Source organism: candidate division KSB1 bacterium, from assembly GCA_034506255.1.
Taxonomy (GTDB): domain Bacteria; phylum Zhuqueibacterota; class Zhuqueibacteria; order Zhuqueibacterales; family Zhuqueibacteraceae; genus Coneutiohabitans; species Coneutiohabitans thermophilus.
Genome location: JAPDPX010000005.1, coordinates 219,869 through 240,550, shown reverse-complemented (window position 1 = coordinate 240,550; position 20,682 = coordinate 219,869). Strand labels below are relative to the sequence as shown.

Sequence of the window (20,682 nt, the reverse complement as noted above, 5' to 3'; positions counted from 1 at the left end):
GCGCCGGTCCCGGCCGGCGGGAACACCGCCGGCCGGCTTTGCCGGAAAGCGGTGTCCTAATCCGCCCTGCCGACGTTGAACCAGTCGATCTTGCGGGTTAAATACATCACCAGTGCGAGAATCACGAACAGGCCGATGCTGCCGAGCAGCAGGGCGTAGTCCTGCAACTGCAGAATCACGAACAAAAAGCCGTAGAGCAAAACCAGAATGCCACCGATGAGAAGCGCGATCGCGTTGCTCTGCATCATGCCGCGGGTGTAGGCGCTGATCAAGATGACGACCGCTGCGCTCGCGATCAAGTAGGAGCGGTTGAAGGGCAGATATTCCGAGAGCGACAGCAGCAGCGTGTAAAACACCAGCAGGGCAAAGCCGACCAGCAGATATTGAATCGGATGCAGAATCCTCCTGTTCAGAATCTCGGTCATGAAAAACGCCAGGAAGGTCAGTGCGATGAACATGATGGCGTATTTGGCCGAGCGCGTGGTCTTTTGATACTCGTCGATCGGCAGCAGCAGCCTGACGCCGAAGGCCGAGGCCGCCAGCTCCTGGCGCGGGCCGAGCCATTGTTGGGGATAATTGCGGTTGAGATGCAGCACGCTCCACTCCGCGGTGAAACGATCGTGCCGGAGCTCGCGCGCCGCCGGCAGAAAGCTGCCCACGAAGCTGGGATTGCCCCAGGCGGCCGCGATTTTGACTTTGGTTTCCTTGCCCACCGGGAGAAACTGCAGCTCCCCGCTGCCGTTCAGTTTCAGGGCCACGTGGAAAGAATGCGCCGCCGCGCCGGGCTGCAGCGCCGGCTTCACACTGATGCCGGAGAGCAATACATCCTTCGATTCGATGCCGGGATTGGCGATGTGCTCCACCCCGTTCCATTTGATCACGATGGTTTCCCGAATGCCCTTCAAGTCGCTGATGCCGAGAGCGAACACTGCGTCCTGCCAGAGAATGTCTTTGGGCGCGATGCCCAACTCGTCGAAATCGGGCGCCGGGAAGGTGCCGGTCACTTGCAGATCGGATTGATAGAGCACGACGTCATAGATGCCGCGATGGCGGATCTCCGGCGTCAGCTCACCGCTGACCTGCAGGAAATCGGGCAGGAAATGGGCCTGCTCGACGACCGTGGTCACCGTCTTGCCGTCAGAGCTGCCGACCACGCGCTGATAGGGAATGGTCAGGATCGGCCCCCCGATGATCTGGCTTTGCCCCCATTTCTCGCTGACCTCCAAGATGGCGTGATCGCGCCGTTCTTTGCGTTCATCGATCAGAAAAATGATCAACGCGGCGGGGATCAACAGCAGCAGGCTCAAACCGGCAATGATGAAGAGCCGCAGCCCCACGGACTGCCGGTAGGAAAAGTTCGTCATGATTCTTTCCCGTTTTGTGAGGATGATTGCAACTGCTTTTTCCAATACAAATAAAACGGCAAACCCGCAAGCACGAAAAACAGACCGACCAGCGCGTCGGCGGTTTGTTCGAGCAGGGTATTGATCACGAACCAGGTCGCCACCAGCACGAAAAGCAAGGGCACGAGCGGATAGGCGGGCGTGGCATAGGCGCGCGGCGTATGGGGAAATTTTCGTCGCAGCATGAAAACGCCGGCCGCGCCCAGCGCATAGAAAAGCCACGCGGCAAAAATGGCGTAGAGAAAAAGCTGGTCATAGGTGCCGGAGAAAGTCAGCAGCGCGGACCATACGCCCTGCGCCAGCAGGGCTCTGCCGGGCGTGCGATAGTCGGGATGAATTTTGGCATAGGCGGGGAAGAACAGCCGGTCCTGCGCCATCGCCTGATAAAGTCGCGCCGCCGTCAGGCAGGTGGTGTTCACGATGCCAAAGGTGGAAATCATCACGGTGAGCGCAATGAAACCGCCACCCCACCGCCCCAGGACTTTTTCCATGGCGTCCGCCGCCACCAGCCGGGAGGCGGCGATCTCGTGGATCGGCATGACGTAAAGAAAAGCCAGATTGATGAGCAGGTAGATGACGATGGTGGCGAGCGTGCCCAGCACCAGCGCCCGCGGAATGTTTTTCTGCGGCTCCTTCACCTCGCCGGCAATGTAGGTGAGGTTGTTCCAGCCATCATAACACCACAGGGCCGCGATCATCGCCACCCCCACGGCCGCGAGCACATTGCCGGAAGCGGGCGTGCCCCAGAGCGGCAGGAAGTTTGCGAAGCTGCCCTGCGGCGAAGAGAAGGCGATGACAATGATGCCGCCGATTGCCAACACTTTCAGTGCCGTGAAGACATTTTGCACCGCCGCCCCGAATTGCACGCCGCGATAATTCACCCCGGTCAGCACCAAAATGCTCAGGATGGCGACTGCTTTGACGCCGAAATCAGCAAAGGGAGTGATGTTGCGGAACAGTGGCAGCCGCCAGGCCTCCAGCTCCGGCGGGAGATGGGGCAGCGGCAGGAAGTACTCGAGATAACGTGCAAACGCCACCGCGATCGCGGCCAGCGAAGCGGTTTGATAGACGATGAAGGCGGTCCAGCCGTAGAGGAAGGCCACCCAATCGCGGTACAACACGCGAAAGTAAACATATTGCCCGCCGGAGTCGGTGATCGCGGCGGCGATTTCAGCGTTGCTGAGCGTGCCGGCCAGGGTGAGCAGCCCGCTCACCACCCAGACCAAAATCAGCAAGCCCGGCACTTGCACCGCCGCCGCGATGTTTTGCGGTGTGAGGAAGATGCCCGAGCCGATGATCAAGCCCAGCACGATCAGAATTGCGGAGGGCAAACCGAGGCGCCGTGCCAGGTTGGTGGAAGGGGGCGCGATGGTGGCCGGGGATAAGCGTGGTGTTTCGTCTTTCAGAAGATTAACTCCGAAACGTCGGGACCAGAGGTGTGTAACCGTGCGCTTTGAATCGGGACAGAATCCTGGCTGCCGGTGCCACCTGGTTGATGAAGGCAGGCACAGCACACACCCGCGGACGAAATATCAGACAACACCGTGAAATTGCCAAAGCAAAAAACACGAACGGGCAAAAATTTGCCCCTGTCCGGCGGTCGGCTGCCCCGGCCGTCTTGCCATTCCGCTGCGATGTCGGTAAGATTGGCGGCACACCGCCGGGCCCGGTTGTTTTAAGCATGCAGCCCCGCCATCCCGTCATCCTCCACCCACCCCGCGGGGATTGCAACCGCCCTCCGGTCTTCTACAAGACTGGCTTGCATGGCATTGTGCAGGCCACTCCCGCGTAGCAAGACCGTGCTCTAATAGCACAACGTTCCGTTGGCACCTCCCCCCACTGTTATTCTGTAAGAATCTTCTTGAGTGCGTGGGATAATGTCAGAATAAGCATCAATCCCGGTACTCGGGAAGATTACCACGAAAATGCCGTAGCGCAGGCTTTCAGCCTGCTGCAGACAAGATGTCTGCGCCATATTTTTCATTCCGATGGGTGTCCATGCGGACATGGCAAATTCCTCCGGGATGACAGTTTTGGGTTGCGGAGCGGATTTTAGAACTTAACGTTGTGGTACTAATTTTCACGCTCTGTTCGTTGCGGTGACTTCAGCACTTTGATGAAAAAATAAACGGTGTAGACCGTGATGATGCCCCAGGCAGATAACATGGTGATCCAGGCAGCGAGAGACATGGACGACGCTCCTTTTTCAGATTGTGCGCTTGCAAGGGTGAAAGGGTTTGCGCTTGGTTGACGATCAAACCAGCATGCCGGCAATCGCGGCGGTCATCCAGCTTGCCAGCGCGCCGCCGAACATGGCGCGCAAGCCGAGCCGGGCAAGGTCGCCGCGGCGCTCGGGCGCCATGCCACCAATGCCGCCGATTTGAATCGCGACGGAGGAAAAATTCGCGAAGCCGCACAGGGCATGGGTGACGATGATGATGGCGCGCTCGCTCATGCCGCCGCTTTTGATCAAATCCGCCAGTTGGACATAGGCGACGAATTCATTGATTGAAATCTTGGTGCCGAGCAGATTGCCGAACTCGATGCAATTCTGCCAGGGCACGCCCATCAGCCAGGCGAGCGGCGCGAAAATCCAGCCGAACAGAATGCGCAGCTCGCCCGGGAAATTAGGGAGAGCCCAGGCCTGCCAGGGCATTGTGAATAATGCCCATGCCGGCGTTGATCACCGCGATCAGGGCAATGAATGCCAGCAGCATCGCGGCGACGTTGACCGCGAGCTTCATGCCATCGGCCGCGCCCGTTGCAGCGGCCTCGATTACGCCGCTGGCAACTTTGGCCGGCGGCACTTTCACCTGGCCGCGCGTCACCGGCTCCTCCTTTTCCGGCAGGATGATCTTGGCCATCACCAGCGCGGCGGGCGCCGACATCACGCTGGCGGCGAAAATGTGGGCCGCGGGGATGCCCATCAGGATGCAGCCCGCCATCACCCCGCCGGCAATGGTGGCGAATCCGCCGCACATGACCGCCATCAGCTCGGAGTTGGTCGCCTGCGGCACAAACGGCCGGATCAACAGCGGCGCTTCGGTTTGGCCGACAAAGATGTTGGCGGCGCAGGACAGCGATTCCGCGCCGCTGGTCCCCATGATTTTCGCCATCACCACCGCGATGCCCGCGACGATTTTCTGCATGAGGCCGAGATGATAGAGAATCGACATCACCGCCGAGAAAAAAACGATGGTGGGCAACACCGCGAAGGCGAACTGCATGCCGAAGGTGTTTTGATACTCCGGCTTGACCAGATTGCCGAAGAGAAACTCGGTGCCCTAGCGGGTGAAGCCGAGAAAGGCGGTGACTTTGTCGCCGGTCCATTGAAAGACGACCTTGCCGGCGCTCGTCCAGAGTATGAAAAACGCAAACAGCAACTGCAGCGCGGTTCCCCAAAACACCACCCGCCAGGGGAAACGGCGGCGGTCATAGGACAGGGCATAGGCGAGGCCGATCATCGCAAACATGCCGAGCACACTGATTCCTCTTTCCATCCTCTCCTCCTTTGCATTGCGAGTGAAATGAACAGGGGCGCCAGCACCAGCGTGATCGTGCTGAGCAGTTTGAAGACGACGTGCAAGCACGGCCCGGCGGTGTCTTTGCAGGGATCGCCCACTGTATCGCCGACCACCGCGGCTTTGGTGTAGATGCCGCCGCCGAACTGCGCGAACAGCGCCACGAAACTCGCCCCGAAGCCATAGCCGGCAATCAAGAAGGGAATGTGTTCCGGCGGCGTGCCCAAGGCCGCGAGCGCGGCGAACAAACCGCCCACACCCAGCAGGCTCATCGCCACCACGAACAGGCCGGAAAACGCGCCGCCGCGCAATGCAATGCGCAGGCCGCGATTCAAGCTCGTGCGCGCGGCCGCGGCCGTGCGAATGTTGGCGCGAATCGAGACGTACATGCCCATGTAGCCGGCAATGCCTGAGCAGATGGCGCCCAAAACAAACGAGCCGGCAACATATGCTGCCCGCAAGGCTTCCGGCACCAGGTCATGCTCCGTGCCGGGCCGCATGAAAGCGTAAAGCACCGCCGCCACCGGCACCGTGAGCAGCACGATGATTTTGTATTGGCGCGCGAGAAATGCCTCGGCGCCTTCGCTGTGGCGTCGGCAATTTCGCGCATCGCCGGCGTGCCCTCGTCATTCCGCAATACCCATTTTGCCGGATATCCGGCAAACAGCAGCGCAAAGACGCTGCACCCGAGGGTGAGACCGAGTTCCACAAGTACTCCCTTGCAGCCATTCATTTTGTTGCACCGCAGGCGGTTCGAATGATCATGCGCTGACCGGCCTCCGGCGCGGCCCGCCTGCAATCACGGCAAGGGGAGACGGCAGGATACGTGTCGTGTGAAGAGGGCACCGCTGCAACCTTGCGCGTGGAAAACCGCCGGTTTTCCAGGAAGGGTGCCGCTTTCGAAATTGTCTGTGATTATTGTGGAGAATTGGGCGCATGCCGGCAACTCCACGGCAGCAGGCGCCGGCAGGAAGGGAAATCGTCAACCGGCGGGAGAATGCTCGCCGGAAGGCTGGCGAAAAGAAACGCGCGGTTGGTTGAAATGAAGATCGTTGGCGAGCGGATACTCGTGAAGCTCGGCGATCAGCCGGGATTCGTGCCACAAGATTATTCTGCCACTGAGCGCCACGGCGCTCGCCCGCAGCCGTTTCACCAGGAGAAATTCGGTCTCCTGCGGGGACTTGGGCATGAAGCTCGGAACACCGGCGGCAATCTCGGCATCGCTGATTCTGGTGAGGAGCGGGCAGGAGGGCAGATCAACGCTTTCTTCCGGGCCGGAGGAAAGCATGGCCGCCAGGCCCAGCGGTGGGCACGTCATCAACAGATTGAAAATGAGGCCGCCGGCGAGCAAGCCGCGCTGGAGATTGTTCATTGGTCTTTTCATGCCAAGTGTCTACGCCAGTTTTCAAGCCAGCGAAAACTGAAGCCCTCGGACGGCACGGGGAAAGAGCTTAGTCAAAACCATGACGGGCAAAACCAATTGCAATGTCATCTTGCAAGAACTCTGACAAAACGTGGGCGCCGTGCAAGTATTTCCCAAGATTCGTCTGCATGACATCTCGCGAGGCCAATTCTGCACATGCGGGCAACTGGCCAGTCCTCAGGCACAGCGGACTACTCCTTCAGTACCACGCCTTCGCTGCGCGCCACGTAGGCGGCGCAGGTGATGTCGCCGGTGACATTCAGCACTGTGCGGCACATGTCGAGAATCCGGTCGACGCCGAGAATGATGGCGATGCCCTCCGGCGGCACGTGCACCATCTGCAACACCAGAATGAGCAACGGAATTGAGCCGGAGGGCACGCCCGCCGCGCCCACCGCCGTCAACACGCTCATGATCACCACGATCAACTGCATGGAGAGATCGAGAGGCACGCCGAAGACCTGCGCGAGAAACAGCACGGTCACGCCTTCAAACAGCGCTGTGCCGTTCATGTTCATGGTCGCGCCCAGCGGAATGACGAAGCCGCAGATTTTGGGCGGAATGCCGAGATTCTCCTGCGCGACCGTCAGCGTGGTGGGCAGGGTGGCGTTGCTCGAGCTGGTGGAAAAGGCGGTGAGCATCACCGTTTCCACTTTGCGGAAGAACTTGAGCGGCGAGTAGTGTGCGAACAACCGCACCAGCAGCGCGAGCGCCCCGAAGAGATGCAGGGCCAGGCCGAGGATGACGGTGAGCACGTACATGCCGAGCGCGACGATGAGATCGAAGCCAAAGCGCGAGGTGACGCTGAAGATCAGCGCCGCCACGCCATAGGGTGCCAGCTTCATCGCGAGGTTGATGATCTTGACGGAAATTTCGTACACGCCCTCCAGCAAACGGACGACGGGCTGCGCCTTGTCCTGGGCAATCAGGGTGAGGCCCACGCCCGCCATCAAGGCCACGAAGATCAACGCCAGCATGTCGGGATTGGGCCGTGCCACCGCGGCAATGGGATTGCGCGGCACAATGTTGACCAGGGTTTGAATGCCGAACTCGGTGCTTGCCTGCTCGGCGGCTCCCATCTTCTCGGTGGCTTCCCTGCTGTACTGCGCCATCAGCTTCTCTTTGGTCGCGGCGGGCAGATAGTCACCGGGGCGAATGGTGTTGACCAGCACCAGGCCGATGGTCACGGCGATGGCGGTCACCAGCAGAAAATAGCCAATCGTGCGCAGGCCGATACGGCCGAGCTGTTTGAGGTCGCCGATTTGCGCCACGCCCAGCGCCAGACTGGCAAACACCAGCGGAATGACCACCATGATCAGCAGGTTGAGAAAAATCCGGCCGAGTGGATCGCTCAGGTATTTCTGCATCCACGCCACGGCTGCCGCGTCGTGCAGAAACTTGTTACAGAACACGCCGGCGACTGCACCAGTGACCAGCCCGAGGAAGATTTTGGTGTGCCGCGCCATCCCTTTTCCTCCCTTCCATTGCCGCAACGTTAATGATCCGTTGTTTTCTCCGGCCGATTGCCTGGGTCTTGCCCTTCGCTGCACCGTTGCACGCCTGTGGCGCTGGTTGCCTGTGCCGCAGAGTGCGACGGCGCAGTGGGCTACTATTTGAAAAAAATGAATGTCACCAGAACAAAGCCGGGAAGCAAAATCGCCAGTGAATAGAGCATATAGCCGAAAAAGCTGGGCATGGCAACCTTGTTTTCCTCCGCAATGGATTTCACCATGAAGTTGGGGGCGTTGCCGATGTAGGTGTTGGCGCCCATGAACACCGCGCCACAGGAGATTGCCTTCAAGTAGATTTCATGGTCGGCGATGAGGTGATGCAACGCCTCCAGCTCGACCTGGCCGGGGTAGAACTGGCCGAGCGCCGTGCTCAGAAAAGTGAGATAGGTCGGGGCATTGTCCAAAAAGCTCGACAAACTGCCGGTGGCCCAGAAGTACTGCCAGGGCTCATGCACCGCGCCGATGATGAACGCCATCGCGCCCTGCGTGCCGGCGCGCAGCATTGCCAGCATGGGGATGATGGTCATGAAAATGCCGGCAAACAGAATCGCCACTTCCTTGATGGGAAACCAGGTGAAGTCGTTGCCCTGGCGCACCTCGGGTGCGGTCAGCCGCAGGCTGAGCAGCCCCATGAGAATCAAAAACAGGTCACGCACGACATCTTGCGTGGCCAGCTCGATGCCGAGCACGTTGAAAGATCCCAGTTTCACCAAACCGCTGAACAGCACGCCTGCAACCACCCCCGCTAAAAAAATCAAATTCTGCAGGCCGCGCAGCCGGATGCCGCGGGATTTGTGGGTGCCCGCCGCGAGCCCCTCGCGTCGCGCCAGCGTGGCGTCCATGAGATAGAACAACCCGAGCACGAGCAGGGACACCGTCAACATTTCTGGAATCAGCTTCATGGTCCAGAAGAACGGCACGCCGTGCAAAAAGCCGAGGAAGAGCGGCGGATCGCCCAGCGGCGTCAGCGAGCCGCCTAAATTGCTCACCAGAAAGATGAAGAAGATGACCACGTGCACCTTGTGTTTGCGCTCCTGGTTCATGCGCAGCATCGGGCGGATCAACAGCATCGAGGCGCCGGTAGTGCCGACCCAGGAGGCGATCAACGTGCCGATGGCCAGCATCGCCGTGTTGGTGGCCGGCCGGCCGGCGGGCGCGCCCTCCACCAAAATGCCGCCCGAGATGGTGTAAAGTGCCCAAAGCAGGATAATGAAGGGCAGGTAGTCCCTCAGGTAGATATGCAGGATTTCATGTACGGCCACACCGCCAAATTGCAGCGCAAAGGGCACGGCGAACAGCAGCGCCCAGGCCGCCGTGACCTTGCCAAAATGATGATGCCAAAACTGCGGCGCCAGCAGGGGGAAAAGCGCGATCGAAAGCAGAATGCCGACAAAAGGAAAGCCGCTCCACAACGGCAGGCGGGCGCCCAGGCTGCCGTGTCCGGCGGCGTCATGCCGTGCGGCAGAGTCAGCCGGCGCGGCAATTGGGCTGGCGGCCGCCGCGGCGGGGATGGGCGCGGCGTCCGGCAGCGGTGCCGCCCCAGCCGAAACAGCAGGCAGGGCGAGCACCAGAGTGAAACACAGGGCAAAATGTTTCAGGAAGTAAAGTCCGGTTTGCGACTGAGGTGCAGCAAAAGCGCGTCTGATTTCATCCAGTTGCCGTGAGGCATTGCGCGGTGACATACAAATCCTTTTTGAAGTTTTTCGACATTGTTGTAGCCCTCAACAGCCTGGGAATGAAGTTTCGCCCCAACCTAGCATAAATTTTAACTCATGCAAGCCCAATTGCGCAATGTCCGGCGCCGACAATGGGCGCCGGGCATTGCGGCTGAACTCAGGCTTTGCCGGCAACGCCGGTTTCGGTCTTTTTGTCCGGATGGGGTTCCACCGGCTTGGGCGTGGGCCGCAGCAGCACGCGGATAAACACATACAGCATGCCGGCGACCATGCCGCCGCCGATAATGATCAAGAGGATTTGATTGAGTGGCATAATGCGGTCCTTCAGTGTTCCCGGGTGAGTTCCGCCGGAGCCTGAACATGGGCATCCTGCGGGAAATAGCGCTTGTAAAGCAGGCTGGAGAGCTGCCGCGCTTCCTCCTGCCAGGGATTGATGCCGTGCGCCTTGTAATGCTGGTGCAGGATGCGGTACGCCACCTTCCAGGTCGACGCGGCCTCCAGTAAAGCGCACAGCGAATCGAACCACTGAACCTTTCCGGCAAAGAACCTGCGGACAAAATATTGGCGCTGCTCCGCGGAAATCAGTTGGGCGAGGCTTTGCAGGTCGCGCGCGGTATTTTGCTCCAGCGCGGACCGTCTGACGGTGAAGTTCTCCGGGTTCTCTGTGAAACTGGACATCGCATACTCCTGGCTGCAGGCACATCGTGATAAACGCAAGCCTCCCTGCCACCCTGCGATTCCGTTTGTGCGTGAACAGGCGCCGAATGCCGCGACGAAACCATTGTGGTGACGCGCGGTTCGCACGCCGAATCAATGATGGGAGTGATGAAAAATGGAGAAATAGCTGGGCAAGCTTTCAGCCTTCGGAGGAATGCTCGCTCTCAGGCTGCCGAAAAACGAGGCGGGGAGTATTGAATTGCAGATCGTTGGCTTGAAAATAGTCGTCGCCGCTGGAGATTTGCGGGGAGTCCGCTGCCAGCAAGATGCGACATTTGACCAGGGACGTCGGTTCGATGGTGCGTTTGAGGCTGACCACAATCTCATCCTGGCCGGCTTTGGGGATGAGGAAGTGGCAGCCGGCCGGCACTTCGCCGTCGGTCCAGGCCTGCATCACCCGGTTGGCCACGACCTCGCCCTGGTATTCACAGGAAAAGATCAACGCCGCGCCTGCCGGCGGCAGCGCGACAATCATGTTGAGGCTGATCAAAGCCAGCAACATGCTGCGTCCCATCTTTTTACCGGATTTTTTTGACATGACAAGATTCAAGATTCGTTCAACCGGGCGCATTAATACGAAAGGCTTTTGTGAAAGTCCAGTCCCAAGAATGGCGGGAAAAACCCGATGGCGGGCGGGTTGGGTATGCCGTAAGGCATTCAATATCAGAATGGAATTCTGAACGATTCTGAACCACAAAGCAAACATTTGAACCGCGGTGACGCAGAGTTCGCAGAGAATACAGGCAATCTCATTTGCGAACTCCGCGGCGCAGCGGCAATGCTTGGGGGGTGACAATGTCAGGTGAACAGCGTCACGTCAATTTCGCGGTCATGCCTCTGGCCGGGCGCTGCTGCAATTGCGAGTGCCGTTGCTGCGACGGCCGCGCACCAGGGGCAGGGACTGCGAATGATTCACCACAACCACACACTAAAACACGCCGCTCGGCGGTGCGGGTTCATCCGCCCGGCCGGCATTCTTCACCGGAATCTGCACCAAAATCCAGCCAATGAGCGCGAGCACCACCAGGCTGATGAGGAACGACGGCTTCTCGAAAATGGCAAAAAGCTGAACCTCCGCGAACGCGAGGCCGGCAAACAGCAGGCCGATGAGCGCCTCGCCGGCGATCAAGCCGGAAGCGAGCAGCACACCGGTGTTTTCCACGCGCGCCTTTTGCGCCTCATTGAACTGTTTTTTGGCATTGACCTTTTCCACGATGCCCTTGATCAAGCCGCCGACAAAAATGGCAAAGGTCGTTTCCAGCGGCAGATACATGCCCACGCTCACCAGCATCGGGCTGCGCACCTGCATGAGAATGAAGCCGAAACCCATGAACATGCCCACGATGATCAGCGGCCAGGGCATGGTGCCGCCCACGATGCCCTGCGACAGCAGCGCCATCAAGCTGGCCTGCGGCGCGGAGAGCTTCGGGCTGCCGAAGCCACCCTCATATGGTGGACTGGCCATCTGCCCGGCCTTGATGTCGCCCTCATGCAGAATGACGAGCGGCAGAAACATCACGGCGGCGGCGAGCGCAATGCCGAAGAGATCGCCGACCTGCATCTTCCAGGGCGTGCCGCCAAGAATGTGACCGACCTTGAGATCCTGCAGCATTTCACCGGCAACCGCGGCTGCCACGCACACCACTGCGGCCACGCCCAAAACTGCGGCCACGCCTTCGGTGCCCTTCATGCCCAATACCACCATCAACAAAGCGGCCACCAGCAAAGTGGAGAGCGTAAGGCCGCTGATGGGATTGTTGCTCGAGCCGATGATGCCGACGAGATAGCCGGAGACCGCGGCGAAGAAGAAGCCGGCGATGATCATCACCAGCGTCGCCACCAGCGCGGCGGATACGCTTTGGGCAAAATAGTTGTAGATGAAAAAGGTCGCCACCCCGGCCGCCAAAATGCCGATCATCACCCAGTTGAATTTCAAATCCTGCTCGGTGCGCACCGTCACGTGACCGCCGGCGGCCGCCTTCTTCACATCGCTGATCGAGCGCGCCAGGCCGGTGGCCAGACTCTTGCGCATGCGAAACAGCGTGTAGCCCGCGCTCACCAACATGCCGCCGATGGCGATCGGCCGCACGATCAAGCGCCAGATGTTGCCGGCCATCGCCGTCCACGTTCCCTCGTCGGGCATGGCACCCGCCGCGAGCAGGGTCGGTCCGATGAAATACATGAGAATCGGCACGAACAGTCCCCACGCCAGCAAACCGCCGCTGAAGTTCAACGACGCCAGCTTCGGCCCGATGATGTAGCCCACTCCGATATAAGCCGGGCTGATGCCGGGCGAGCTGAGCAGCATGCCGCCCTGCGCCGTGACTTCCCCGCTGCTGCGCAAGCCGATTTTCGTCGGCGCAAAGGTCACCAGCTTTTCCCACGTGGTGGCAAAAAACTTGAACTGCCCCAAAGCCTGAATCAACGCCCCCACGCCCATGGCGCCAAACAGAAATTTCGCACCCGTGCCGGTGCTGCGGCCGGCTTTGTGAATCTCAGCGGCCGCCACCGACTCCGGGAACGGCAACTCCTTGTCTTCCACCATCACCCGGCGCAGCAGCGCGACGAACATGATGCCGAGCACACCGCCGGCGGCCATGATCGCGGTCGATTCCAGGTAATGCCCGGTGGTGGCGAAATTCGGATACCAAATGCGGGCGATGTAGAAAGCCGGGATCGTGAAAATCGCGCCGGCCGCCACCGACTCACCGATGGAACCGACGGTACGTGCAAAGTTTTCCTCCAGAATCGAGCCTTTCACGATGCGCAGCAACGCCATGCCGATCACCGCTGCCGGATAGGTCGCGGCGATGGTCATGCCGGCCTTCAGGCCCAAATAGGCATTGGCCGCGCCCAGCACCACCGACATCACCAGGCCGATGACCAGCGCGCGCAGGGTGAATTCCGCCATCGAGGATTCCGGCGCAACATAGGGTTTGTAGCTGGGGGCTGCGCCACCCGTGAATTTGACTTCAGCCATGATTGTCTCCTTCGTTGAGATGGGAATCGGACGCCTCATCATGCTGACCGTTCCCGGCCGGGGGCTCCCCTGTCATGCCGCGGGGGCACTGCCGCATGCGGCAGTGGGCGCATGATGAATGCAACGTGGCAGTTGGCCTCCCGGATGGCAACAAGCGGCAACGGGACAGAATGGGCCCGACCAGGAATATCGTTCAAGTTGGGATCGCCAGGATCAAGGATGAAGACCGCGGTGGGAATCGTGAAGCCAGAACGACGTGCTTGCATTTCGCATTGGGCATGCAATACCTCCCTCTCTCAGTTTGGTTGTAGCGGCCTTCGTGGGGTGGGAGAAGGCCACGGCCTTCGGTCAAACGGCTCGTTCGCTCATACGCTCCTCGTGGTGGGGTGGTCCGAAAAAAGTGGGAGAAATATACCGATCAGCGCGCTCGGGCGCAAGCCCTTTATCGCAAGACGGCCGGCAGGGTGATGCCTGGCACATGCCGCTCTCGCGGAGACGGGCAGGAGATCCGGGTCCGCGTCCCTCCCGCTGGTGCCTGCCAACTCGCCGGCAATCATATATCGGGTTGCCCGGACGCGGCAAAGCCCTTGCTTTTGATGGCAAGGCGGGCTACTTTCCCTGCCCGATTTTGCCGGTTGGTTGAAAAGACCGGTTGCGGCTCAACAGGTGATGCTGCGGAAACAAGGGATGACCACCGTGTACAGGATCATGCTGCTGTTGTCCTTCCTGCGCCGTTCCCCGCGCTGCATCGAGCTGGCCCTGGAGATTGCCGCCGCGCACAAGGCCGAGCTGGTGGTGCTGTTCGTGCTCGATGCCGAAATCCCCACCCTCATCTCTCACAAGCTCACCGAAGAGGGCTGGATCGGCGGCAAACCCTCCGAACAGTTTCTGGCCGCCCTGCAGCAGGAATATGTCGAACAGGCGCAGGAAAAAATCCGCGAAGTGGAGGCCGCGGCACAGGCCAAGGGCATTCGCGTGCGCTCCTTCATTCGCCGCGGCAACTGGGTGGAGGAGGCGCTGGCCCTGCTCAACAGCGAGAAGATCGACCGGCTCATCGTCACCCGCCGCAAACGTTCCCGCCTCTCGCGTTTTCTTTTCGGCTCGGCGGTATCGGACCTGATGGCGCGCGCCCCCTGCCCGGTGGAAGTGATCGACGAAGAATGAGCCGGCAGCGGGGACTGCGTGCCGGTTGCCATGACTGGTCGCGCGTGCAGGTTTCATCCCCGTGGCAGTTGAGCACACCGTGGGGAGTCCCTTTCCAGAAACGATTTCCGGCCGGCGGAAAAGGTTTTTGAAATTTTGATGGTGACGGCAACGGCCAAGCCGCTGCCAAAACACTTCTTGTTGAAACCTGAATTTTGCATGCTGGCTTGCTGTTCCCTGGAATAAATGGCGTGTTCACAAAGCGCCGTCAGCCATTCCGTTCGAAGTCACGCCAGACTTTTTTCGAAGGTGGCGCGACCCTGATTGCGAAATTCGCCTGTTTGCCGCAGGCGTCACGGCCTCTCTCCCACGAAAATGGCCTGCCACGAAATGGCTTTTTCCGTGGAATTTCTGCTTGCGTGGGCGGATTTTGGGATTGGATCTTCACATCGAGGGTTGCATCTCTGCCGTGCGATGAACAGGGCGTCCCGGGCGGAATTGCCGGTTGTCCTCCCTCTCATCGCGAGGCCGCGCCAGCGAACAGCGCAAGCAGAGCGAGTTGTTCATACCTGAATTTTGCATGCGGACTTGCTCTTGCCTGGAAGAAATGACTTGTTCACAAAACTCCGTCCGGAGTGGCCTGTCGAATTTCTCATGATTGGGCGCATTGTTTTGATGAGAATCCCATGAGAATCCCAAAGGTCACTTTTTTCGGAGTTGACCGCACGTTGGCCGGCAAAATTTTTTCTGCCCCCTGGGTGGCTGGGCGTCGCAATCAAAGCGGCGTCTCCCGCGGAGGGGATCAATCTGGGTGCAAAATTCAGGTGAAAAGCTTTGTGATTGCCGGTGGCGCAGCATGCGAATTCGTCTGCGCCCGAAATCACGAACTTTTGAAAAAATGCTGCTGCAATGTCCCGACCGTTGCAGGAGATTTCAGGGTTTCACAACCCCGGCGTTTTGGAAACCCCGGCCAGCCGGGGATGGAACGTTTTCGGTCAGAGGCGAATGATGTCCAAGAGTCCCGACTCGCGGCATCCGCTGGATGCGATCTTTAAGCCGCGCTCCGTCGCCGTGATCGGCGCTTCCCGCCGTCCCGGTTCCATTGGCCGTGCGCTGTTCGACAAATTGCTGCGCGCGGATTTCAACGGCCCGGTTTATCCCGTGCATCCGCAGGCGGAGCACGTTGGCGGCGTGAAGGCCTATCGCTCCCTGCGCGAAGTTCCCGGCCCGGTGGATTTGGCGGTGATCGTGGTGCCGCGCGAGGAAGTGCTGACCGTTGCCCGCCAATGCGGCGAACAGGGCGTGAAAGGCTTGATTGTGATCACCGCCGGCTTCAAGGAGATCGGAGCGGAGGGCGCCGCCCGGGAGCAGGAACTGCTCGCGATCGTGCGGCGCCACGGCATGCGCATGATCGGCCCCAACTGCATGGGCGTGATCTGCACCGACCCCGACATTCGCCTGGATGCGACTTTTGCCGGCAGCTATCCCGGGCGGGGCAACATCGCCTTTGCCTCGCAGAGCGGCGCGCTGGGCGTCACCATTCTCGATTATGCCGCCAGCCTGAATCTCGGCGTGTCCATGTTCGCCTCCATCGGCAACAAGGCCGACATCAGTGGCAATGATCTGCTGGAGTATTGGAAGGATGATCCCTCTGTCAACGTCATCCTGATGTATTTGGAAAGCTTTGGCCGGCCGCACCGCTTTGTGCAGCTTGCGCGCGAGGTGACGCGCCGCAAACCCATCATCGTGGTGAAGTCCGGCCGCACGGAGAGCGGGGCGCGCGCCGTCAGCTCCCACACCGGCGCGATCACCGGCGCCGATGCCGCCTTCGATGCGCTGTTTGCCCAGTGTTGTGTGCTGCGTGCCAATTCCATCGAAGAGATGTTCGACTTTGCTCTGGGGCTGGCCCATCAGCCGCTGCCGGCGGGCAACCGCATCGCCATCATCACCAACGCCGGCGGCCCGGCGATCATGGCCACCGATGCCTGCGAGCAACTCGGCTTGCGGCTTGCCAGCTTGAGCGCGGCCACCCAGGCCCGGCTGCGCGAGCGGCTGCTGCCCCAGGCCAGCGTGCGTAATCCCGTGGATTTGCTGCCGGCGGCCGGCGAGCAGGAATTCACCTTCGTGCTCGAGCAGGTGTTGCGCGAAGATGAAGTCGATGCCGCGCTCGTCATCTTTGTGCCGCCGCTGGTGACCGGCGTGTTCGAAGTCGCGCGCGGCATCGCGAAGGTGGCGGGCAGCTTCAACAAGCCGGTGGTGGGTTGCTTGATGGGCATGCGCGGCGTGGCCACCGGCTTCGAGGAACTCAAACGCAACCGCATTCCGGCTTTTCCCTTTCCGGAATCGGCGGTGCGCTGTCTGGCCGCCATGGCGCGCTACGCGGTCTGGCGCCGCCGGCCGGTGACGCCGCCACCGCATTTCGCGGTGGCGCAAACCACCGTGCAGGAGATTCTGCAGCGGGCGCGCCGGGAACGGCGCGAGCATCTGCATGACAGCGAGGCGTTTCGTGTGCTGCAGGCCTATGGCATTCCGGCGGCCGGGGTGGCGCCCTGCCGTGATTGGGAGGAGGTGCAACACGCCGCCTCGCAGCTCGGCTACCCGGTGGTTTTGAAGCTCTCCAGCAGCGCGGTGCTGCACAAGACCGAGGTCAAGGGCGTGCGGCTGAACTTGCGCACCCGTGACGAGCTGGCCGCGGCCTTTCTCGATCTGCAGGCGCAGGTGAGTGCCCTCGGCCTGGCCGGGGAGCAGACGCGTTTTTTGGTGCAGCGCATGTTGAGCGGGGGCCGCGAGGTGCTGTTCGGCATGCACACGGTGCCGACTTTTGGGACGGTGCTGGCCTTTGGCCTGGGTGGCATCTATGTGGAGGCGTTGCGCGACCTCGTTCTGCGCGCGGTGCCGTTGACGGTGGAGGATGCGCAGGTCATGGTACAGGGCATACGGGGCGCGGCGATTTTGCAGGGCGTGCGCGGCGAAGCGCCCGTGGCCTTCGCGTTGCTCTCCGAAGTGCTGCTGCGACTCTCCCAACTCGCCGGCGATTTCCCCGAGATTGTGGAGATGGACATCAACCCGTTCCTGGCCTTCCCGGAGGCGGAAAAATGCGCGGCAGTCGATGTGCGGATGCGAATCAGGCTGGATTAGACTGTTGCAGAAATTTTTGCGAAAAAGGCAAAAATTTCACGCTGCAAACCCGGACGCAGATGAACCGCAAAGAAAATCTCGAATGCTTTTCTCTGGCGTCATCTCAGGGGCTTTGCGCTCCGGGGTGTGCCTTTTTGGCCCCGGCTTCGCCGGGTTGGGTCCTCATGTCGTCCTACTGCACTGTAAACGTGAATTCTGTCGTCCCCGCCCCTGGTGGGCGACTGCTCAAAGATGAATTTTTGCCACTTCAGCAGCGACTCACTAGAAGACATGCAGCGAATCTTCGCTGATCGTGGGAGTGAGGCAGGAAAAGCTTTTCACCTCCCGTGCATTGGTATCTGCCCGAAAACATTTCGACCCCGGCTCAGCCGGGCTTCCTGTGCAACGGCCACGCCCTGGCGGCAACATCCCGTCAAAAGTTTTTGCTTTCGGATGGACACTTGAATTGCAACCCGCCGGTCGAATTTTTCCCTGCGCGGCCGGTGCGGCGTCAAATTTTGAGTCCGGTTCATGCCCGAGCTTCCTGAAGTCGAAACCGTGCGGCGCGGTCTGCAGCAGGCGCTGGTTGGCAAAAAGATCACGGCGGTGAGCGTTCGCGAGACCCGGCTGCGCGTGCCGGTGTCAGCCGGCCGCCTGCGCCGCTGGATCGCCGGGCAGCGGGTGGTGGGGGTCACGCGCCGCGCGAAATATCTCCTCTGCCGGATGCAGAATGAAGCGCATTTGCTCATTCATCTCGGCATGAGCGGCCGCTTGTTGTGGTGTGAGGCGGGACGCGCGCTCGACAAGCACGATCATGTTCGCTTTGCGCTGGAGGACGGCAGTGAGTTGCGCTTTCGCGACTCGCGACGTTTCGGCCTGGTGGAAGCGGTTGCGCCGCACCGGCTCGCCGATTGCGTGCACCTGCAGCATCTCGGCCTCGAGCCGCTCTCGCCACAATTCCAGCCCGAGCGGCTGTATGACCAAACGCGCGGTCTGGCGCGACCGATCAAAAACTATTTGATGGATGCGAGCAAGATTGCGGGGGTTGGCAACATTTATGCGAATGAGGCGCTGTTTCGCGCCGGCCTGCGGCCGCAGCGGCCCGCCGGCAGGTTGAAGCTGGAAGACTGGCGCCGGCTGGTGGCGGCGGTGCGTGAAACCCTGGAACTCGCGATCGCCAACGGCGGCACGACGCTGAGTGATTTCTACAACAGCAACGGCGAAATGGGCTACTTTCAGCAGCATTTAAAAGTGTACAGCCGCGCCGGGGAAGCCTGCCTGACTTGCGGCGCCACCATCAAACGGGTGGTGCAGGTCGGACGCAGCTCGTTCTACTGTCCTCACTGCCAAAAGTGAAGGCCTGCCCCGGCAGGCCCGCAGGCACGGCGCAGCCGCGTCTGCGGGTTTGCCGTGCCGCCTCATGCGTTGAGCGCGCCGCCGAGCACCTTCCAGAACTCCGAATCCATTTCGCCTTCGTGACGGCAATAGCGGGCGATGATCGCAGCAATCTTGCCGTGCTGGCTGGTGGCCGGATCAAAGCGCAGCGCTTTGCGATACACTTCGATTGCCCGTTCGTCCTGGCGGTCCAGGGCCAAATAGATGCTGGCCAGCGTGAGATAAAGTTTGGCATCCTCGGGCCGGCGCCTGAGTTTGCGCTCGCAGATTTTTGCCGCACGCGCATAATCCCCCTGCCAGAGAAACAGGCGCATGCGAAACGTGCTGGAATACGTGGCACCGGTGAAGAGAATCACGAGCGTCAACAGCGCGATCACCGTTTGCTGCAACAGCGTGCGCCAGGGCTGCATGCCCTGCGCGGCCGGTGCCTGTGCTTTGAGATGCGGCAGCGCCGGCGTTGCAGCAGTGGGCGGGGAGACGAGCGCCGCGGGGGGAAGTGGCAGCTGGGATTCGGTCTCTGCACTGGCCGGTGGCTGAGGCAGCGTATCCGCGACCGCGGCCCGATGGCCCGAAGTGTCCACCGCACTTGTGTCATTTTGACCGGCTGCAATTTCATCCGGCAACGTTGCAGGTGGCGTTGTCAGTGCCTGGTGGCTGGCTGCCAACGGCATGGCGTGGCCGGCTGCAGATTGTGGGGCAAGGTTGGCTGGCGCTCCCAGTTCCTGAGCGCCGGCGTTGTGCAGCAGGAGCAGCAGGCCGAAGGCCGGCGCCCATGCTGCTTGCGGTATGGTTCTTCTCACGACTTGTCCTTTCGTCCTGAAGTTGTTTGACTGGCAAGAAAAACTGTGCACCCGCTGTGCGAGTGTAAGCGGCCTCGTGCAAGACGAGTTGCCGGAGGTGATCCAGTGGCCCACGCTGGCTTTGTCTGAGTGGGGTCTTGGTGAGGTGGTCATGCGAGAGGTGCATGTGCCGCGTACAAGTGACAGCAGAAAAGATGCCACGACCGCCCGCCGGGGAAACCCATTATTTTCGCCGGTCAAACACCCCGCCGGTGATGGCGGCCTGCCGCGCGGTGGTAATTGAAATACGATTTTGCGTTAAAGCCCCGGCCAAACCCTTGAACGTTCTGCTGCGTGCTGATGTCAAGAATTGACCGCGTGCCGGGATCACGACAATAATTGTTGTTCGGGGAAGAGCGCAATCCCCGAGCAAAGTGTGGATTAGCGCAGGCAAAGATTGGCTGACAACCTCTCCGGCCCGCCTCCGGACCAGCCGGTGCGCATGCGGTGCGCACCACGTGCGCATGCCCGCGCAGCGAGGATCATGCTGCATGGCCGCGACGCCACCCCTCGAAAAAAGTGAGAAAATTCTGACAGCGCTCGGCGCAACGGTCACCATGCGCCTATATCCCAGCATGAAACACATCGTGAATCGCAATCCGTTGCGTGTGGAGTCGCGCAGACCTCCCTGCCGGCAGACAAGATGTCCAATGCTGCTGACTTGTTCGAAGCGATAAATCCAAAAGCCAAAACACGCAAGGACCGCAGCCGCAGGGGTTTTGCAAAGAAGGACCGTTTGCCACGGTTTGACCGTGGCTTTATCTTGCGATCCTGCAGATGCCCTGCTCTGCAGGAGGAAGGCCACAGCCAGGTTGTGGCAGATCAAAAAGGGGTCGGAACTGGCACCGCGAAGATTTTACAACCACGCAACCCTCCCAACGCACGAGGGAAAACCTGATGGTCTGTGTGATTTTTGTGGTGCGGAGGCTTGTTGCTTGGCAAGTGCTGCAGCAAAAC

The 20,682-nt window shown here is 60.5% G+C and carries 14 protein-coding genes and 1 pseudogene; 3 read left to right on the top strand and 12 right to left on the bottom strand.

Annotation, left to right across the window (positions count from 1 at the left end; genetic code table 11):
- Positions 1-56 precede the first annotated feature (56 nt).
- The 11 genes and pseudogenes from creD to ONB52_11765 all read right to left on the bottom strand — a co-directional run bounded on the left by creD (position 57) and on the right by ONB52_11765 (position 13,231).
- Positions 57-1,364, bottom strand: a complete 1,308-nt coding sequence (gene creD / locus ONB52_11815) for a cell envelope integrity protein CreD (GenBank protein MDZ7416825.1) — start codon at positions 1,362-1,364, stop codon at positions 57-59.
- The gene (locus tag ONB52_11810; protein ID MDZ7416824.1) at positions 1,361-2,734 is read right to left on the bottom strand and encodes an amino acid permease; all 1,374 of its coding nucleotides are present in this window, start codon (positions 2,732-2,734) and stop codon (positions 1,361-1,363) included. Before ONB52_11810 ends, creD begins: the two co-directional genes overlap by 4 nt.
- Before the next feature lie 923 nt (positions 2,735-3,657).
- A pseudogene (locus ONB52_11805) lies at positions 3,658-4,903 on the bottom strand (NupC/NupG family nucleoside CNT transporter).
- Positions 4,864-5,466 (bottom strand): sodium/proton-translocating pyrophosphatase, encoded by a 603-nt coding sequence (locus ONB52_11800; GenBank protein MDZ7416823.1) that lies wholly within the window; start codon positions 5,464-5,466, stop codon positions 4,864-4,866. Before ONB52_11800 ends, ONB52_11805 begins: the two are co-directional and overlap by 40 nt.
- Before the next feature lie 440 nt (positions 5,467-5,906).
- Entirely contained in the window at positions 5,907-6,296 is a 390-nt protein-coding gene (locus tag ONB52_11795) for a hypothetical protein (GenBank protein ID MDZ7416822.1), read from the bottom strand.
- 242 nt (positions 6,297-6,538) lie between these two features.
- The gene (locus ONB52_11790) at positions 6,539-7,813 is read right to left on the bottom strand and encodes a dicarboxylate/amino acid:cation symporter (protein ID MDZ7416821.1); all 1,275 of its coding nucleotides are present in this window, start codon (positions 7,811-7,813) and stop codon (positions 6,539-6,541) included.
- Positions 7,814-7,956: 143 nt separating this feature from the next.
- Complete coding sequence (locus tag ONB52_11785; GenBank protein MDZ7416820.1) at positions 7,957-9,540, bottom strand: sodium:proton antiporter; 1,584 nt, start codon at positions 9,538-9,540, stop codon at positions 7,957-7,959.
- 151 nt (positions 9,541-9,691) lie between these two features.
- Positions 9,692-9,847: a hypothetical protein gene (locus tag ONB52_11780; GenBank protein MDZ7416819.1), complete on the bottom strand. Its 156-nt coding sequence runs from the start codon at positions 9,845-9,847 to the stop codon at positions 9,692-9,694.
- Between the two features lie 11 nt (positions 9,848-9,858).
- Positions 9,859-10,212: a hypothetical protein gene (locus ONB52_11775; GenBank protein ID MDZ7416818.1), complete on the bottom strand. Its 354-nt coding sequence runs from the start codon at positions 10,210-10,212 to the stop codon at positions 9,859-9,861.
- 178 nt (positions 10,213-10,390) lie between these two features.
- Positions 10,391-10,789, bottom strand: a complete 399-nt coding sequence (locus tag ONB52_11770; GenBank protein ID MDZ7416817.1) for a hypothetical protein — start codon at positions 10,787-10,789, stop codon at positions 10,391-10,393.
- A gap of 390 nt (positions 10,790-11,179) precedes the next feature.
- Complete coding sequence (locus tag ONB52_11765) at positions 11,180-13,231, bottom strand: oligopeptide transporter, OPT family (GenBank protein MDZ7416816.1); 2,052 nt, start codon at positions 13,229-13,231, stop codon at positions 11,180-11,182.
- Between the two features lie 687 nt (positions 13,232-13,918).
- On the opposite strand from ONB52_11765, the gene ONB52_11760 reads away from it, so the two are divergent.
- From ONB52_11760 to mutM, 3 genes are all read left to right on the top strand, one after another.
- Positions 13,919-14,395 carry a universal stress protein gene (locus ONB52_11760; GenBank protein ID MDZ7416815.1) on the top strand — a complete coding sequence of 159 codons (477 nt, stop codon included), beginning with the start codon at positions 13,919-13,921 and terminating at the stop codon, positions 14,393-14,395.
- 984 nt (positions 14,396-15,379) lie between these two features.
- A complete protein-coding gene (locus tag ONB52_11755) occupies positions 15,380-17,512 on the top strand; it encodes an acetate--CoA ligase family protein (protein MDZ7416814.1) in 2,133 nt (710 codons plus the stop codon).
- 510 nt (positions 17,513-18,022) lie between these two features.
- A complete protein-coding gene (gene mutM, locus ONB52_11750) occupies positions 18,023-18,847 on the top strand; it encodes a bifunctional DNA-formamidopyrimidine glycosylase/DNA-(apurinic or apyrimidinic site) lyase (GenBank protein MDZ7416813.1) in 825 nt (274 codons plus the stop codon).
- A gap of 62 nt (positions 18,848-18,909) precedes the next feature.
- On the opposite strand, the gene ONB52_11745 is transcribed toward mutM, so the two are convergent.
- Positions 18,910-19,686 (bottom strand): tetratricopeptide repeat protein, encoded by a 777-nt coding sequence (locus ONB52_11745; protein MDZ7416812.1) that lies wholly within the window; start codon positions 19,684-19,686, stop codon positions 18,910-18,912.
- Between the last annotated feature and the right edge of the window lie 996 nt (positions 19,687-20,682).

Excerpts from the sequence above, each read along its gene's own strand:
- creD (MDZ7416825.1), bottom strand. The coding sequence starts at position 1,364 with ATGACGAACTTTTCCTACCGGCAGTCCGTGGGGCTGCGGCTCTTCATC.
- ONB52_11795 (MDZ7416822.1), bottom strand. The coding sequence starts at position 6,296 with ATGAACAATCTCCAGCGCGGCTTGCTCGCCGGCGGCCTCATTTTCAAT.
- ONB52_11790 (MDZ7416821.1), bottom strand. The coding sequence starts at position 7,813 with ATGGCGCGGCACACCAAAATCTTCCTCGGGCTGGTCACTGGTGCAGTC.
- ONB52_11785 (MDZ7416820.1), bottom strand. The coding sequence starts at position 9,540 with ATGTCACCGCGCAATGCCTCACGGCAACTGGATGAAATCAGACGCGCT.
- ONB52_11780 (MDZ7416819.1), bottom strand. The coding sequence starts at position 9,847 with ATGCCACTCAATCAAATCCTCTTGATCATTATCGGCGGCGGCATGGTC.
- ONB52_11775 (MDZ7416818.1), bottom strand. The coding sequence starts at position 10,212 with ATGTCCAGTTTCACAGAGAACCCGGAGAACTTCACCGTCAGACGGTCC.
- ONB52_11770 (MDZ7416817.1), bottom strand. The coding sequence starts at position 10,789 with ATGTCAAAAAAATCCGGTAAAAAGATGGGACGCAGCATGTTGCTGGCT.
- ONB52_11765 (MDZ7416816.1), bottom strand. The coding sequence starts at position 13,231 with ATGGCTGAAGTCAAATTCACGGGTGGCGCAGCCCCCAGCTACAAACCC.
- ONB52_11760 (MDZ7416815.1), top strand. The coding sequence starts at position 13,919 with ATGACCACCGTGTACAGGATCATGCTGCTGTTGTCCTTCCTGCGCCGT.
- ONB52_11755 (MDZ7416814.1), top strand. The coding sequence starts at position 15,380 with ATGATGTCCAAGAGTCCCGACTCGCGGCATCCGCTGGATGCGATCTTT.
- mutM (MDZ7416813.1), top strand. The coding sequence starts at position 18,023 with ATGCCCGAGCTTCCTGAAGTCGAAACCGTGCGGCGCGGTCTGCAGCAG.